The 13,967-nt window shown below is 64.3% G+C and carries 13 protein-coding genes and 1 pseudogene; all 14 read left to right on the top strand.

The window, feature by feature from the left end; all coding sequences use genetic code 11:
* The first annotated feature begins 197 nt into the window (after positions 1 to 197).
* The 14 genes and pseudogenes from IZV00_RS02565 (at position 198) to IZV00_RS02500 (ending at position 13,965) form a co-directional block, all read left to right on the top strand.
* Entirely contained in the window at positions 198 to 1,412 is a 1,215-nt protein-coding gene (locus tag IZV00_RS02565; protein WP_196225635.1) for a tyrosine-type recombinase/integrase, read from the top strand.
* Entirely contained in the window at positions 1,409 to 2,353 is a 945-nt protein-coding gene (locus IZV00_RS02560; RefSeq protein ID WP_196225634.1) for a tyrosine-type recombinase/integrase, read from the top strand. Before IZV00_RS02565 ends, IZV00_RS02560 begins: the two co-directional genes overlap by 4 nt.
* A complete protein-coding gene (locus IZV00_RS02555) occupies positions 2,350 to 3,345 on the top strand; it encodes a tyrosine-type recombinase/integrase (protein ID WP_196225633.1) in 996 nt (331 codons plus the stop codon). The genes IZV00_RS02560 and IZV00_RS02555 overlap by 4 nt, the downstream gene beginning before the upstream one ends.
* 112 nt (positions 3,346 to 3,457) lie before the next feature.
* Positions 3,458 to 3,796 (top strand): annotated as a pseudogene (locus IZV00_RS02550) (zincin-like metallopeptidase domain-containing protein); the annotation flags it as partial.
* Positions 3,793 to 4,209 (top strand): DUF2958 domain-containing protein, encoded by a 417-nt coding sequence (locus IZV00_RS02545; RefSeq protein WP_196225631.1) that lies wholly within the window; start codon positions 3,793 to 3,795, stop codon positions 4,207 to 4,209. The pseudogene IZV00_RS02550 and the gene IZV00_RS02545, both read left to right, overlap by 4 nt.
* A 93-nt stretch (positions 4,210 to 4,302) precedes the next feature.
* Positions 4,303 to 6,102: a ParB/RepB/Spo0J family partition protein gene (locus IZV00_RS02540; RefSeq protein ID WP_196225630.1), complete on the top strand. Its 1,800-nt coding sequence runs from the start codon at positions 4,303 to 4,305 to the stop codon at positions 6,100 to 6,102.
* A gap of 357 nt (positions 6,103 to 6,459) precedes the next feature.
* Positions 6,460 to 6,729 (top strand): helix-turn-helix transcriptional regulator, encoded by a 270-nt coding sequence (locus tag IZV00_RS02535; protein ID WP_196226472.1) that lies wholly within the window; start codon positions 6,460 to 6,462, stop codon positions 6,727 to 6,729.
* Between the two features lie 2 nt (positions 6,730 to 6,731).
* The gene (locus IZV00_RS02530) at positions 6,732 to 7,601 is read left to right on the top strand and encodes a replication initiator protein A (protein WP_196225629.1); all 870 of its coding nucleotides are present in this window, start codon (positions 6,732 to 6,734) and stop codon (positions 7,599 to 7,601) included.
* 224 nt (positions 7,602 to 7,825) lie between these two features.
* The gene (locus tag IZV00_RS02525; protein WP_196225628.1) at positions 7,826 to 8,392 is read left to right on the top strand and encodes a DUF2840 domain-containing protein; all 567 of its coding nucleotides are present in this window, start codon (positions 7,826 to 7,828) and stop codon (positions 8,390 to 8,392) included.
* Positions 8,389 to 8,937, top strand: coding sequence for a S26 family signal peptidase (locus tag IZV00_RS02520; protein WP_230463280.1), 549 nt, complete (start codon positions 8,389 to 8,391; stop codon positions 8,935 to 8,937). The genes IZV00_RS02525 and IZV00_RS02520 overlap by 4 nt, the downstream gene beginning before the upstream one ends.
* Positions 8,934 to 9,626 (top strand): lytic transglycosylase domain-containing protein, encoded by a 693-nt coding sequence (locus IZV00_RS02515; protein ID WP_230463279.1) that lies wholly within the window; start codon positions 8,934 to 8,936, stop codon positions 9,624 to 9,626. The genes IZV00_RS02520 and IZV00_RS02515 overlap by 4 nt, the downstream gene beginning before the upstream one ends.
* A gap of 178 nt (positions 9,627 to 9,804) precedes the next feature.
* Complete coding sequence (locus IZV00_RS02510) at positions 9,805 to 11,529, top strand: relaxase/mobilization nuclease domain-containing protein (RefSeq protein WP_196225627.1); 1,725 nt, start codon at positions 9,805 to 9,807, stop codon at positions 11,527 to 11,529.
* Between the two features lie 22 nt (positions 11,530 to 11,551).
* Entirely contained in the window at positions 11,552 to 13,531 is a 1,980-nt protein-coding gene (locus IZV00_RS02505) for a conjugal transfer protein TraG (protein ID WP_196225626.1), read from the top strand.
* Positions 13,528 to 13,965, top strand: a complete 438-nt coding sequence (locus tag IZV00_RS02500; RefSeq protein WP_196225625.1) for a CopG family transcriptional regulator — start codon at positions 13,528 to 13,530, stop codon at positions 13,963 to 13,965. The genes IZV00_RS02505 and IZV00_RS02500 overlap by 4 nt, the downstream gene beginning before the upstream one ends.
* The last annotated feature ends 2 nt before the right edge of the window (positions 13,966 to 13,967 follow it).

The following is a 13,967-nucleotide window of genomic DNA, read 5'->3' as shown; positions in this document are numbered from 1 at the left end:
ATGATTTGTGCTTATCGGACGATTTACCTTTCCTCTGTTCCGTAAGGGAAAATCGCAGCCATCTCATCGCGATGCAGGGTGAGAAAAGCTACAGGGCCATCGGCTCGCCGCGATCGAACGACGCCATGACGCCGATCCCTTGCGGTCGCGGCGGTCGTGGCGGCCGCATCCAGTTCCCACAACCCGGGAGCACGAAAATGCCGAAAGACCTCTCATCATCGCTGAACCGCCATATCGACACCTTCATCGCCCTGTTGACTGCGAAAAATTACAAACCGCAGACAATAGCGGCCTATCGGAATCTGCTGCAACGCTTGGTATCCTCGATTGAAGCTGCCGGCATATCCCCACGGGATTTGACGGTCGAGCAGGCGGCCGATCTTGTGCGTGGCGACGAGCGCAATCGACGCGAGCCGAATAAATGCCAGAACATAGCACGGCGCTTCGTTGTCCATCTGATCGACAGCGGGGTGGCGCCGACCCCGGTTCGGACACCGGAACAGATCGCTCGCGAAGCGTTGCGCCTTGACTATGAGGACTATCTGGTGCGGCAGCGTGGCGTCAGCCGGAGCAGCGTCTACAGTGCCTGGCGCTTCGCCGACCGGTTCCTCGACCACCGATTCGGAGAGGGCGAAACCGATCTTGCAGCGATCAGCCAAGCCGATGCGGTGGCGTTCCTCGAACATCTGCTTGGAAGAAAGGCGCCCTATCGCGACAAGTCGGCCGCCTCCCATCTGCGCACTTTCCTCCAATATCTGTTCCAGCGCGGCGTCACGCAGACCAACCTTGCGTCGGGGGTGCCGATGGTCGCCCAGCGCTGGGATGCGCGGTTGCCGCGCTTCCTGTCGCCCGAACAGATCGACGCCTTGCTGGCATGGGTCCGCGACAATCCAAAGCATGGGCTGCGCGATTATGCGATGCTCATGCTGATGGCCCGGCTCGGGCTGCGGGCGCCGGAGGTGATCGCCATCCGGCTTGAGGATATCGACTGGCGCGCCGGTGAGTTGCTCGTGCGGGGCAAGGGGCAGCGTCACGATCGCCTGCCTGTCCCCGCGGACGTTGGCGAGGCGCTCGCACGCTACATCCGGAACGAGCGTGTATCGGCGTCGCGAACCCTGTTCGTTTCCTTGCGTGCGCCCAATCTTCCTTTCAAGGGCGGGCAGATTATCAACGCCATATTGAAGGAAGCGTTTGCGGCAACCGGCACCAAGCCACCTGCCCCCTATGTCGGATCGCACGTCCTGCGCCACAGCCTGGCGACGAACATGATCCGCAGCGGCGCATCCCTTGCCGAAATCGGCGACATGCTGCGGCACCGCTCACGCGTGTCGACGATGATCTATGCGAAACTGGACATCGACGGGCTGCGCTCGATCGCAAAGCCCTGGCCGGTGGCGGGAGAAGCGCAATGACCCTCGCTCATGAACTTGACCGCTATCTTAGCATGAGGCGCAGCCTGGGATATGATCTGGCCACCGCCGAACGGATTCTGCGCCGTTTCGCCCAATTTGCCGACCAACTGGGCGCCTGCCATGTCACGACCGACCTGTTCCTGCGATGGCAGGCGGCGTTCGGCAACGCCAGACGTTCGACATGGGGCGCCCGCTTCATAGTCGTGCGTTTGTTCAGCCAGTGGCTGCATGGTCTGGATGCGGCCCATGAAGTGCTGCCCCGGGGTCTCGTCCCTTATCGTTATTGCCGGACACAGCCCTATATCTTCACCGACGCGCAGATCGCCGCCATTGTCGAGGAGGCGGTGCGGTTGCCGTCAGTCTACGGCATGCGTGGCCTGACCTGTTCGACCCTGTTCGGGCTGATCGCGGTCACGGGTATGCGGATCAATGAGGCGCTGGGCCTCGGTGCCGGTGACGTCGATCTTGATATCGGCGTCATCCGTATCCGCCGCGGCAAGCTTGGCAAGGAGCGGCTGCTTGCCCTTCACGACACCGCCATCGAGCGGCTGCGCGCCTATGCTGTGGAAAGGGACAGGTTGCTGGGCGCCACACCGCTCCCCTTCTTCGTCAAATGCGATGGCAGCCGGCTTGGCGACTGCGGCGCCCGATACAATTTCGCGCATGTCTGCCAGAACATCGGCTTGCGTGAGCGACAGACCGAGGGACGACACGGCCGCGGCCCCCGCATCCACGACCTGCGGCACAGCTTCGCTGCCAAAACGATGATCGACTGGTACAGGTCCGGCAAGGATCCCGCGCGCGAAATGGTCAAGCTGACCACCTGGCTTGGCCACGCCAATCCCGACCACACCTACTGGTATATCGAGGCCGTTCCCGAACTGCTGGAACTCGCGTCGGCCCGCATTAGCGATAGTCTTGACGGGGAGATGCTGTCATGACCGGCATGGCATTCCCCGCGCTGCTCCAGCGCTTCTTCACCGATCGGCTATGCGTCCAGATGGAAGCAAGCCGTCATACCATGACGGGATATCGCGATACGTTCCGCCTCCTGATCCGCTTTGCCAGTGCGCGATCAGGGAAATCGCCGGCGAGTCTTGGCATCGCCGACCTTGATGCTGAGCTGGTCGCCGACTTCCTCGTCCATATTGAAACCTCGCGAAATAATGGTGCGCGCAGCCGCAACACCCGCCTTGCCGCGATCCGGTCCTTCTTCCGCTTTGTCGCCATGAACGAGCCGGAATGGTTGTGGCATTGCCAGAGAATCCTTGCGCTGCCGGACAAGCGCTATGTCAAACGCGGCGTGACATTCCTGGATGGGTCGGAGATCGCGGCGTTGCTGTCGGCGCCCGCTCGTTCGACATGGACCGGTCGACGGGATCACATGATGTTGCTGGTCGCCCTGCAAACCGGCCTTCGGGCATCCGAACTGATCGGCCTTCGCTGCCGGGATGTCGTCCTTGGCGCCGGCGCGCATATCCGCTGTCTGGGCAAGGGCCGGAAGGAACGGTGCACGCCGCTGCGCCGCGACACCGCGAAGGCATTGCAAGCCTGGTTGAAGGAGCGGCACGGCGAGGAGGATGAGCCATTATTCCCATCCATCCGTGGCGATCCGCTTTCCCGCGACGCCTTGGAGCATCTGGTTCGCAAACACTGCTGCACCGCTGCGCGCTCCTGTCCGAGCCTCATGGGCAAGCGGGTCAGTCCGCACACTCTGCGTCATAGCACGGCCATGGAACTGCTGCATCATGGCGTCGATCAATCCGTCATCGCTCTCTGGCTCGGGCATGAATCGATCGAGACGACGCAAATCTATATCCATGCCGACATGCGGCTGAAGGAAAAGGCACTGGCCAGCGTCACCACGCCCGAAACCCGTCCGGGGAGGTTCCGGCCTGACGACGAACTGCTCGCCTGGCTCGAAGCCCTCTGATTATGCCGATCTGCTGCATGGCTGACCCGCAGAAATCCGTTATTCTGCACAGCCATGCGGCATAATCCCGAACCCGGCATAATGACCGTTATGCCGATATCGGCATAAGACCCACGCGACAGGCCATCCCAAGCGCTTGGCCCGGACGTTCGGGAGGAGCTTCGGGACCAAGGACTATGCCCGCGAGGAACTGGTCGCGGAAATGGGATCGGCTTTCCTGTGCGCGGCGCTTGGCATCGTTCCGACCGTGCGTCATGCGGACTATATCGGATCATGGCTGGAGGCGTTGCGTGGCGACATGAGCGACGATCCCGCCGTGCGCGGCAGCACCGGCCCGCGTGGACGCGCCATCTTCCGGGCAGCCCGACACGCAAGCCAAGCCGCTGAATGGCTGCTCGCGCAGCATCGAGAGGCTGGACAAGCCGTTTGCGACGGGAGGCTGGCCGCATGATCTTCCTCACCCCCGAACTGCGCGCCGCGCTGTCAGCCAATTTCACGGCCAGCATGGAGGGTCAGCATGATGACCGGCTTCATGCTCCCGTCCCGGTCGTCAAATTCGTCAACCCCGTTGGCGCAGGAACTTGGCTGGCGACGGAACTGTATGAGGACGGCGACACCCTCTTCGGCCTCGCCGACCTTGGCTTTGGGTGCCCGGAACTGGGCTGCTTCTCGCTGATGGAAATCGAGGCGATCCGTCTGCCTTTTGGCCTTCGCATCGAACGGGACCTGGGCTTTGCCGCGGCCTTCCCCCTGTCCGCATGGGCGCAGACCGCCCGGCGCACAGGCTCGATCATCCAAGCCGAAACTTTCCTGAACCGGGCATCCTCCCGCTTCCACAAGCTTCCGCCCTCGCACGGCGGCTGACGCGGCGGCCGTTTGCCGTCTTTTCGAAGAAAACCGGTTCCGTCTGGCAGTCCAACGCATAACGGAACCGGCACTCCATCAGGAGCCAGACCGATGAAACTCGACTTTATCGACCTTTGCAATATCGATGTGTGTGTCATGAACATGCGGCACAGCCGCAGGGACCCGGACGTCTCCGATCTCCTGCCAACGGTCCGCAAGCGCGGCGTCATCGTCCCCGTGATCCTCCGGCCCGGCAGCGAAGAAGGCCGCTTCGAAATCGTTGCAGGAAGGCGGCGCGTGCAAGCAGCGCGACTCGCGTGCCAGGAGGAGGGTGCCGACCCCGAGCTCGCCCGCCTGCCGGCCGCCATCATGGCGGCAGGAGACGATGCCGCAGCGCTCGAAGCCTCGCTGATCGAAAATCTCGCCCGCCTCGACCCTGACGAAGTGTCGCGCTGGGAGAGCTTTGTGCGGCTGGTGAAGCAGGGGCGGACGCTCGAGGATCTTTCGTCCACATTCGGTCTATCTGAACTGACGGTGCGGCGCATCCTTGCGCTCGGCAACCTGCTGCCCCGCATCCGCGAACTCTATCGGCGCGACGACATAGACGCCACGACCGTGCGCCATCTGACACTCGCGACCAAGAGCCAGCAGAGGGCATGGCTCGCGCTACTCGATGATCCTGATTGTCACGCCCCTGTCGGACATCAGTTGAAAGGATGGCTGTTCGGCGGTCAGGCCATTCCGGTTCGTCACGCCCTTTTCGACTTGGCCGCTTTCCCGGGTACGATCCTTGGCGACCTGTTTGGTGAGGACCGCTATTTCGCTGACGCGGACCTGTTCTGGACCGAGCAGAATAGGGTGATCGAGACGCGCAGGGAGCGCTATCTTGACGCGGGATGGAGCGATGCTGTCATCGTTCCGCCGACCGAGCATTTCCACCAGTGGGAATATGAGAAGACCAGCAAGCGGGGCGGCGGGCGCGTCTATATCGTGGTGCGATCCAATGGCGAAGTTGCCTTTCATGAGGGCTATCTGAGCCGGAAGGCAGCGGATCGCGCTCGGCGGAATAGCGGTAGTGGCGCGACCGAAGGAAAGGTCGCCCGCCCCGAACTGACCTCGGCCATGGGTGACTATGTCAATCTTCACCGCCATGCCGCCGTGCGCGCCGCTCTGATCGGGCATGGGCACGTCGCGCTGCGCCTGATGGCGGCGCATGCCATCGCGGGCTCCCGTCTTTTCAGGGTGTCCCCCGAACCGCAGACGGCGCGCAGCGACGCGCTGCGCGAAAGCGTCGAAACCTCGGTCGGCGAGACGGTTTTCGACAGCGAGCGCCGGTCCGTGCTTGGCCTGCTCGGCTTTTGCGCCGATGATCCATCCGTGATCGGCGGGTCTTTCGAGGCGACGCAAGACGATCAGGAGAATGGCGTCGCGCGCGACCCGCTGTCCGCGGTTTTTGCTCGCCTGCTGACCCTGTCCGATAAGGATGTCCTGCGCGTTGTCACAATCGTCATGGGCGAAGCGCTCGCCAGCGGCAGCCCCGTGATAGAAGCGCTCGGCCTCCACATGCAGGTCGACATGGCAAACTGGTGGGAAGCCGATACGGTCTTTCTTGAGCTTGTCCGCGATCGCGAAGTGCTGGGGGCGTTGCTGGACGATGTGGGTGGAAGCGCGGTGGCTGTCGCAAACGCGGGTGAGAAGACGAAAGTCCTGCGGACGCTCGTCCAGGATCATCTCGGGGGTGCCAACGGGCGGGACAAGAAGGATCGCTGGGTGCCCCTGTGGATGCAGTTCCCACCCAGCGCCTATACCGGGCGCGGCGGCGTTCCGACCGTTGACGCCCATGCGCTCATCCGTGCGGATCAGGCGCGTGGCGCTGACGGGACAACGCCAATCCTTCCCTTGGCGGCGTGAGGGAGCCGGGGGGCGGCTTCACGCCGCCTCCCTTTTCCTTGGCTCCAAAAAAATAGGCCGTCGCCGGCGGCGACGGCATTCTTCTGAGAAAGTGGGCGGCGTTCTGTCGCCACGCGCACAGCGCCCTTCCCCCAGCCGGTGAACGCTCGGGGCCGCGCTATAACGGCCATCTTTACCGTCTTCCCGGAACTGAGCTCTCCCTTGCAAGCGCCGCCCCCCAATGACGGCCGCACCCCTGGCCTTCCTCCCCCCAGAAAGCGGAACAATCATCCCCAAAGTCCGGGAGTTCCGCCCCTCCAGCGATTGTCCAATCTGTCCGGCACCAACCGCGAGCGGCCCATGCTGCTCATGCCCTTGATGGAGCCGCCGATGGATCCCGTACGCCCCCGCTATTTGCGGACGCCCGATGCTGCCGTGCATCTCGGCCTCTCCGCCCGCACCCTTGAGAAGCATCGTTGCTACGGCACCGGTCCCATCTATCGGAAGCTCGGCGGCCGCATCGTCTACGCCCTTGCCGACCTCGATGCCTGGGCCGAGGTCGGGACACGCCGGTCCACCTCCGATCCCGGCGCCGGAACGATCCACCCGGCGAGGCGAATGCGCAGCGATGGTCCGGTGCGGCGCTGACCATGACTGTCACCGCGCCCCGCGCCCGCCAGCTCAAGCTGTTCCATCCCGGTCCCGGCGACATCGCGCCGCGCGACGCGCAGGATCTCATGTCCTGGCCCTTTTTCAGCCTGGCCAAGCGGAAACGAACCGCGCCCATCCGCTTCACCATGGGCAAAATATGGATCGATGTGGAAGCGACCCATGAGCATGGCATGGCGACCATCTGGGACGCCGATATCCTCATCTGGGCCGCAAGCCAGATCGTCGAAGCCCGCGACATGGGACGCCCGACCTCGCGACTGATGGTCGCAACGCCGCACGAAATCCTGCGGTTCATCCGGCGCAGCGCCGGGGGCGACCATTATGGCCGCCTGAAGGCGGCGCTCGATCGGCTCCAATCCACATCCGTCGCAACCTCCATCCGGCAAAGCGATGGCCGCCGACGGCATCGATTTTCATGGATCAACGAGTGGAAGGAGCGTCTCGACGCCTCCGGCCGCCCGGTCGGCATCGAACTGATCCTACCTGACTGGTTCTATGCCGGCATCCTCGATCGGGCGCTGATCCTCACCATCGATCCTGCCTATTTTTCGCTGACCGGCGGCCTGGAGCGATGGCTCTACCGCATCGTACGCAAGCATGGCGGTCGGCAACTCAACGGCTGGAGCTTCGATGTCGCCCATCTGTATCTCAAATCGGGCATGCTCGAACCCAGGCGTCATTTCGCCTTTCGCCTCCGCCGTATCGTCACAGCGCAACCGCTCCCCGGCTACCGTCTCACCCTGGAAACCATGCAGGGGCGGGAACGGCTGCATTTCGTGGCTGAACCAGTCGATCCGATCCGACAGGCCATGCGGCGAGTCCGGCAGGACCGGAGGTCCAGAGCATGAACGGAATCGGCCTTTTGAAAACGCCGGAACTCGGCCTAAGGGAAACGCGAAGCTCGGCCGATTGGAAACATGTTTTCCGCGCGACTCGGGGAAAATGCGCGGCCGCCCAGTGGCTTAACCATGCTAATAAGAGGATCAACCGATCCTTTCTAACCGCCTGGGCGGCGCTTGGGGCAGCACGGGCCGGGCTCACCCGGCGCGCCCGCTCCCTCTTTCCCATGCCGATGAACAGCGCCACGTGGCGTCCATCCGTCAATCGGCGGGCGCGCATAAAAGGCGGCGGCCCATTGTCTGCAAGCGGCAGTAACGTCGTCGGCCACGACGAGCCTCTGACCCGCGTCCAGCTGCAATGGATCGAGGGCCGGATCGAAGACGAGTTGCTCTTCGGTCGGCCCCTGGATGAGGCTGTCGCCAATCGACAGGATCATTTCGTGAGCTTTCCACCAGGCGAGTGCGTGGCGCTGAGCCGCCGCACGCTGGACCGAGGCGGCACATCGATATCGCGCCTCGACATCTTCCTGACCGTCCGCGCCGATGAAGCCTATACCACGATTCCACACGTCCTCCCGGGCGGCGCTCTTCTGCTCAGCGTTCGGGGCTGGACCAAGGTCGCCGCCGTGCTCGAAGCCATCGCCGCGATTAGAAGCCTTGGCATCGATCCGCGGAGCGCCGCGCCCGATCACTGGCGTCATGTGCACAATCAGCTTGCCGCCGACCTGCCGCCACGCCTCTATTCGCGCGAACGCCACGCCGCCTTTATCGCGCGCTCGACAATCATGGAGCGATCATGATGAGGCCCCGCTCCACTCTTCTCATGACCGCTTTGGCGGCGCTTGGCCCGGCCTCTTCGCTGCTCTTCGACATTGCTCCGCGCCTCGCATGGAATGCGAGCGCGAGCGCACCCACGGGCTTCTACCGCATTCACCCCGGCCGTACGCCGCGCCTCTCCGACATGATATTCATCACGCCGCCTGCGCCGCTCGCCACATGGATGGCGCGCCGCCATTATCTGCCGCCCGGCGTACCGCTGCTCAAGCATGTAAGGGCTCTGCCCGGCCAGACGATATGCCGGTCCGGCGCTACGGTCTGGGTCGAGGGAAAGGCCGTCGCGCGCGCTCTGGAAACCGATCGCTTCGGTCGGCCCCTGCCGGTGTGGACAGGGTGCCATCGCATGAGGCCGGGACAGATCTTCCTCCTGAACGCCGAGGCCCCCGACAGCCTCGACAGCCGCTATTTCGGACCTGTCCCCAGCGGCGGCCTCATAGGCACCGCGACGCCATTACTCACATGGCCGAGCAGGATCGGCGCTGGAGCATGGAGCCGAGCCACGCCATGAGGCTGCACCCAACAGGCGCTCGCGCTGTCGCCACTTTGCTCATCCTTCTGCCGCAGTCATCGCCCTCCAGCGCCACGGAGCCGCCATGCCGCGACAGTGCGAGCCTGTCCCGCTTGCGCACCCATGTTGCCGAAGCGGCGACACACTCGGCTTTGCCGGAGCGCTGGATCTGGGCCGTCATGGACCAGGAAAGCCGCTGCAACCCTTCCGCCGTCTCACGCGCCGGTGCCATCGGCCTCATGCAGATCATGCCGGGAACCTGGCGCGCGCTGCGCGCCCGTTACGGTCTTGGAACTGATCCCTTTGATCCGCGCGACAACATATTGGCAGGCGCTGCCTATCTGCGTGAGATGCTGGACCGCTATGGTCCAAACGGCATGCTCGCCGCCTATAATGCGGGGCCTGGCCGCTATGAACAATGGCTGCGGATGGGGCGCCCCCTTCCCGCAGAGACCCGCGACTATGTCGCTCGGCTCTCTCCCCACATCGCCACCCAAGAGCTGCCTGCGCGCGCAAGGAGCACGCCCGACTGGCGCCAGTCCGTGCTATTCGCGCGCGGTGGGGCGGCCGCCGGATCGACGAGCGCTGACGAGCCGGGGCCTGCTTCGCCCTTCCCCTCCCCGACCGCGCTCTCGCGCGCAGCCCCCGGGCATGGCCTCTTTGTCGCTGTGGGGAGCAGGCGGCCGTGAGGGAGAAAAACGCATGGCGAGATAAAAGGGGTGACGTCACACCACTGCTAAATGGTTGTCGGACAGGGATTTTCCGCGACGCTCCTTCCCTGCCGGCAGCGTCGGAAGGGTCCGTTTTCCCCGCATTTTCAATGATGAAGGCGACGTCACCGGCCGCCCAACCCAGGAACTGCCTCCGATGACCAGGGACGACCACAGCTTTCGTCCCCGCCTGTCCGGACCACGCGACAGCGGAGCCCGGCCCCTCTCCTTCATGGGCGAGGTCCGCCGCGCGGCGGCAAAGGCAGGCTTTCTGGCCAAGGGACGTGCGGGCAGCGGCACCGGCTGGGCTGGGCGGGGCGCACGCGCCGGCCTCCCCTCCCGCGCGAACCCCCATGCGCGGCGAGTCATCATCAAGGCACGGATCGTCCGCCACAAAGGTCTTCGGTTCCGCGCCGCACCTATGAGCCGTCACCTCTCCTACCTTCAGCGCGAGGGGGTGAGCCAGGAGGGGCAGGAGCCAGACATGTTCGATGCGACGGGCGACGGCGTCGACACCAAGGCCTTTGCGCAGCGCTGCGCCGAAGACCGGCACCATTTTCGCTTCATCCTCGCACCCGAAGATGCCGCTGAAATGGACGAGCTGCGCGGCTTCACCAGGGAACTGATGGCGGACGTCGCAAGCGACCTCGACACCAGACTGGACTGGATCGCGATCGATCATTGGAACACCGATAATCCCCATGTCCACATCCTGCTGCGAGGCGTCGCCGAAGACGGCACCGACCTCGTGATCGACCGCAGTTACATCCGCGAGGACATGCGCCTTCGCGCGCAGAACCGCGTGACGCTCGAACTGGGTCCCCGCTCCGATCTGGACATTGCCGCGGCGCTCGACCGGGAAGTTGGCGCGGAGCATTGGACAAGCCTTGATCGCCGGATCCTCTCGATCACGCAAGAGACAGCGGGGTTGCTCGATCTGCGGCAACAGGCGGGCCCGGGCGCCTACGCACAACGGCTCATCGGCCGCGCCATGCAACTGGAAAAATGGGGGCTCGCCGAACCGCTGGCACCAGCCTGCTGGTCGATCAACCCCGACCTTGAAGCGACGCTGCGGGAGCTTGGTCTCCGTGGCGACGTCATCAAGACGATGCACCGAACACTGACCCATGCCGGACGCGTGGTCAGTCCGACAGACTTTGCACTGCACGAGCCTCAGGCACAGGGCCATGTCATTGGTCGCCTTGCCGCCCGCGGCCTTGCCGACGAGCTGTCGGGTAGCGCCTTCGCCATCGTCGAAGGGGTCGATGGCCGGGCCCATTATCTGCGCTTCTCCGATCTTGAGTGGACAGGCGATGCACCGCCCGGCGCCATTGTCGAACTGCGGCGATGGGAGGGTCGCGATGGCAGGCCCCGCTCCGCGCTCGCCGTTCGCTCCGACCTCACGCTTGGCGAACAGATCAGCGCGCGCGGCGCTACCTGGCTCGACCGGCAGCTGATCGGCAACGCGCCGCTCGCACAAGGCGGCTTCGGCGGGGAGGTGCGCGTCGCAATGGCGGCGCGAGCCGATCATCTGATCAACGAGAATCTGGCATGGCGAGAAGCAGGTCAGTTGCTGTTCTCCCCTCGCCTTCTCGCCCATTTGCGTGAACGCGATCTTACCGAAGCCGGTGCCGCAATCGCGAAGCGATCGGGCCTCACTCCGCAGTCCGCAGAGGCAGGCGAACTGATATCGGGCACCTATCGCGAACGCGTGACGCTCGCCTCGGGCCGCTTCGCGATGATCGATGACGGCATGGGGTTCCAGCTCGTGCCCTGGCGTCCAGCATTGGACGCGCATCTCGGCGAGCATGTCGCAGGGACGATGCGGCCAGGCGGTGGCGTCGAGTGGACCCTCGGACGCTCCCGTAGCCTCTCCCTTTGAACCGAGATGAAAGGAGGTTAGCATGTCAGCCACGCGCATCCAGTGGGGTCAGGTCGCCCTTGTCTGCTTGCTCACGCTCGGCGCCGTGTGGGGCGCGACCCAATGGACGGCGTTTGCACTTGGATACCAGGACGCGCTCGGCTCTCCCTGGTTTGCGGTCGCGGGCTATCCCCTCTATCCCCCGCCTGCCTTTTTCTGGTGGTGGTTCAGCTACGACGCCTACGCGCCAGAGATATTCGTGACCGGAGCGTGGATCGCAGCCTCAGGCAGCCTGCTTTCCGTTTGCGCGGCCATCGCGATGTCGGTCTGGCGGGCGCGGGAAGCCCGGATCGCCGAAACCTACGGATCGGCGCGCTGGGCGAGCCAGAGGGACATCCGGGCGGCAGGCCTGCTCTCGCCCCATGGTGTGGTCCTTGGCCGTAGCGCCGGTGACTATCTGCGTCACGACGGCCCAGAGCATGTTCTCTGCTTTGCGCCCACCCGCTCCGGCAAGGGCGTAGGCCTTGTCATTCCGACGCTGCTTTGCTGGCCAAACAGCTGCGTGGTTCACGACATCAAGGGAGAAAATTGGCAACTCACCTCCGGTTTTCGGAGCCGGCACGGCCGCGTGCTGCGCTTCGACCCGACATCGCCTGACTCGAGCGCCTATAATCCCCTGCTGGAGATCCGGCGGGGCCCTGGGGAAGTGCGTGACGTCCAGAATGTCGCTGATGTGCTGGTGGACCCGGAGGGCTCGCTCGAACGCCGAAACCATTGGGAAAAGACCAGCCATTCGCTGCTCGTTGGAGCCATTCTCCATGTGCTATATGCCGAACCCGACAAGTCGCTCGCCGGTGTCGCCGGGCTCCTGTCCGATCCCGGACGGTCGATCGAGAAGACGCTGCGGATCATGATGACCACGCCCCACCTCGGCAAGGAAGGCGTCCATCCCGTCGTCGCCAGCGCCGCGCGCGAGTTGCTCAACAAGAGCGAGAATGAAAGGTCGGGCGTCCTCTCGACGGCGATGTCGTTCCTGGGGCTGTACCGCGACCCTGTTGTCGCCGAGGTCACCGCCCGCTGCGACTGGCGCATCGCTGATCTTGTTGGTTCAGTCCCGACGACGCTCTACCTCGTGGTTCCACCATCGGACATCAGCCGGACGAAACCGCTCATCCGTCTCATCCTCAACCAGATCGGGCGGCGGCTCACTGAAGACCTCGACAGTGGCGGACGGCGCCAGCGGCTGCTCCTGATGCTTGACGAGTTTCCGGCGCTCGGCAGGCTCGATTTCTTTGAAAGCGCCCTCGCCTTCATGGCGGGCTACGGGATCAAGAGCGTCCTCATCGCCCAGAGCCTCAACCAGATCGAGAAGGCCTATGGCGCGAACAACGCGATCCTGGATAATTGCCATGTCCGCGTCTGCTTCGCCACCAATGATGAGCGCACAGCCCGGCGTGTTTCCGATGCCTTGGGAACGGCGACAGAGATGCGGGCCATGAAAAATTATGCAGGCCACAGGCTCTCGCCCTGGCTCGGCCACCTCATGGTGTCCCGCAGCGAGACGGCCCGCCAGTTGCTGACCCCCGGGGAAATCATGCAACTGCCACTTGAGGACGAGATCGTCATGGTCGCAGGCTCGCCGCCGATCCGGGCCAAGAAGGCGCGCTACTATTCCGATCCTCGCTTCCGGGCGCGCATTCTGCCCCCGCCCAGATTTGAGCCCGGACAAGTCCCCGGCGCGGTGAGGGACGACTGGTCGATGCAAGCGCCCATTCGGCCGTTGGCTCCGCCGATTTCACACGGACCTACGACCGACGCAGCTAATGGGGGAATCAGGCGGGAACCGGAGCTCGGCATGAATGAAGATGTGGCGCCTTCAAAGAGGCCCGCACAGGTCCGAAATGAATTTCTGTTCGACGATGCGCCTGACGACGCAAGCCTCGCACGCGAAGCTTTGGCGCGGCGTGCGGCGCGCGCCGCACGACAGGCATCCCTGGATCCCAAAGATGGAATAGAGATATGAGCCGTCAGACCATCAGGCACACGATCCGGCTCGCGCCCGGCCAGTCCCGGCAGCTGAGCGAATTCGCGCGCATGAAGCGGATATCGCAGTCCGATGCGGTGGCCCGGGCGCTCGCCAGCTATTTTTCTCCCGATGGCTCTGACCGGATAGAGGCAGCCATCAGCCGCCGCTTGGATCGTCTGACCCGGCAATATGATCGGGCCGCCTGGCGCAGCGATGTCGTAGCAGAGACGCTGGCGCTCTTCATTCGCACCTGGCTGATCCACACGGCTCCTCTGCCCGACGAGGCCTCGGCGTCGGCGCGCGCCATGGGCAAGGCGCGCTGGGAGTCGTTTGTCGAGGCGCTGACGCGTCGGCTCGAGCGGGGCTCCCATCTGAGCGAAGAGATTGCCCGGGACATCGTGCCGCATGGCGAGGATGCCCCGGACGCTTGAAC

Source organism: Sphingobium sp. Cam5-1 (genome assembly GCF_015693305.1).
Taxonomy (GTDB): Bacteria; Pseudomonadota; Alphaproteobacteria; order Sphingomonadales; family Sphingomonadaceae; genus Sphingobium.
This window is presented reverse-complemented; position numbering and strand designations above follow the sequence as displayed.

Excerpts from the sequence above, each read along its gene's own strand:
- IZV00_RS02565 (WP_196225635.1), top strand. The coding sequence starts at position 198 with ATGCCGAAAGACCTCTCATCATCGCTGAACCGCCATATCGACACCTTC.
- IZV00_RS02560 (WP_196225634.1), top strand. The coding sequence starts at position 1,409 with ATGACCCTCGCTCATGAACTTGACCGCTATCTTAGCATGAGGCGCAGC.
- IZV00_RS02555 (WP_196225633.1), top strand. The coding sequence starts at position 2,350 with ATGACCGGCATGGCATTCCCCGCGCTGCTCCAGCGCTTCTTCACCGAT.
- IZV00_RS02545 (WP_196225631.1), top strand. The coding sequence starts at position 3,793 with ATGATCTTCCTCACCCCCGAACTGCGCGCCGCGCTGTCAGCCAATTTC.
- IZV00_RS02540 (WP_196225630.1), top strand. The coding sequence starts at position 4,303 with ATGAAACTCGACTTTATCGACCTTTGCAATATCGATGTGTGTGTCATG.
- IZV00_RS02535 (WP_196226472.1), top strand. The coding sequence starts at position 6,460 with ATGGAGCCGCCGATGGATCCCGTACGCCCCCGCTATTTGCGGACGCCC.
- IZV00_RS02530 (WP_196225629.1), top strand. The coding sequence starts at position 6,732 with ATGACTGTCACCGCGCCCCGCGCCCGCCAGCTCAAGCTGTTCCATCCC.
- IZV00_RS02525 (WP_196225628.1), top strand. The coding sequence starts at position 7,826 with ATGAACAGCGCCACGTGGCGTCCATCCGTCAATCGGCGGGCGCGCATA.
- IZV00_RS02520 (WP_230463280.1), top strand. The coding sequence starts at position 8,389 with ATGATGAGGCCCCGCTCCACTCTTCTCATGACCGCTTTGGCGGCGCTT.
- IZV00_RS02515 (WP_230463279.1), top strand. The coding sequence starts at position 8,934 with ATGAGGCTGCACCCAACAGGCGCTCGCGCTGTCGCCACTTTGCTCATC.
- IZV00_RS02510 (WP_196225627.1), top strand. The coding sequence starts at position 9,805 with ATGACCAGGGACGACCACAGCTTTCGTCCCCGCCTGTCCGGACCACGC.
- IZV00_RS02505 (WP_196225626.1), top strand. The coding sequence starts at position 11,552 with ATGTCAGCCACGCGCATCCAGTGGGGTCAGGTCGCCCTTGTCTGCTTG.
- IZV00_RS02500 (WP_196225625.1), top strand. The coding sequence starts at position 13,528 with ATGAGCCGTCAGACCATCAGGCACACGATCCGGCTCGCGCCCGGCCAG.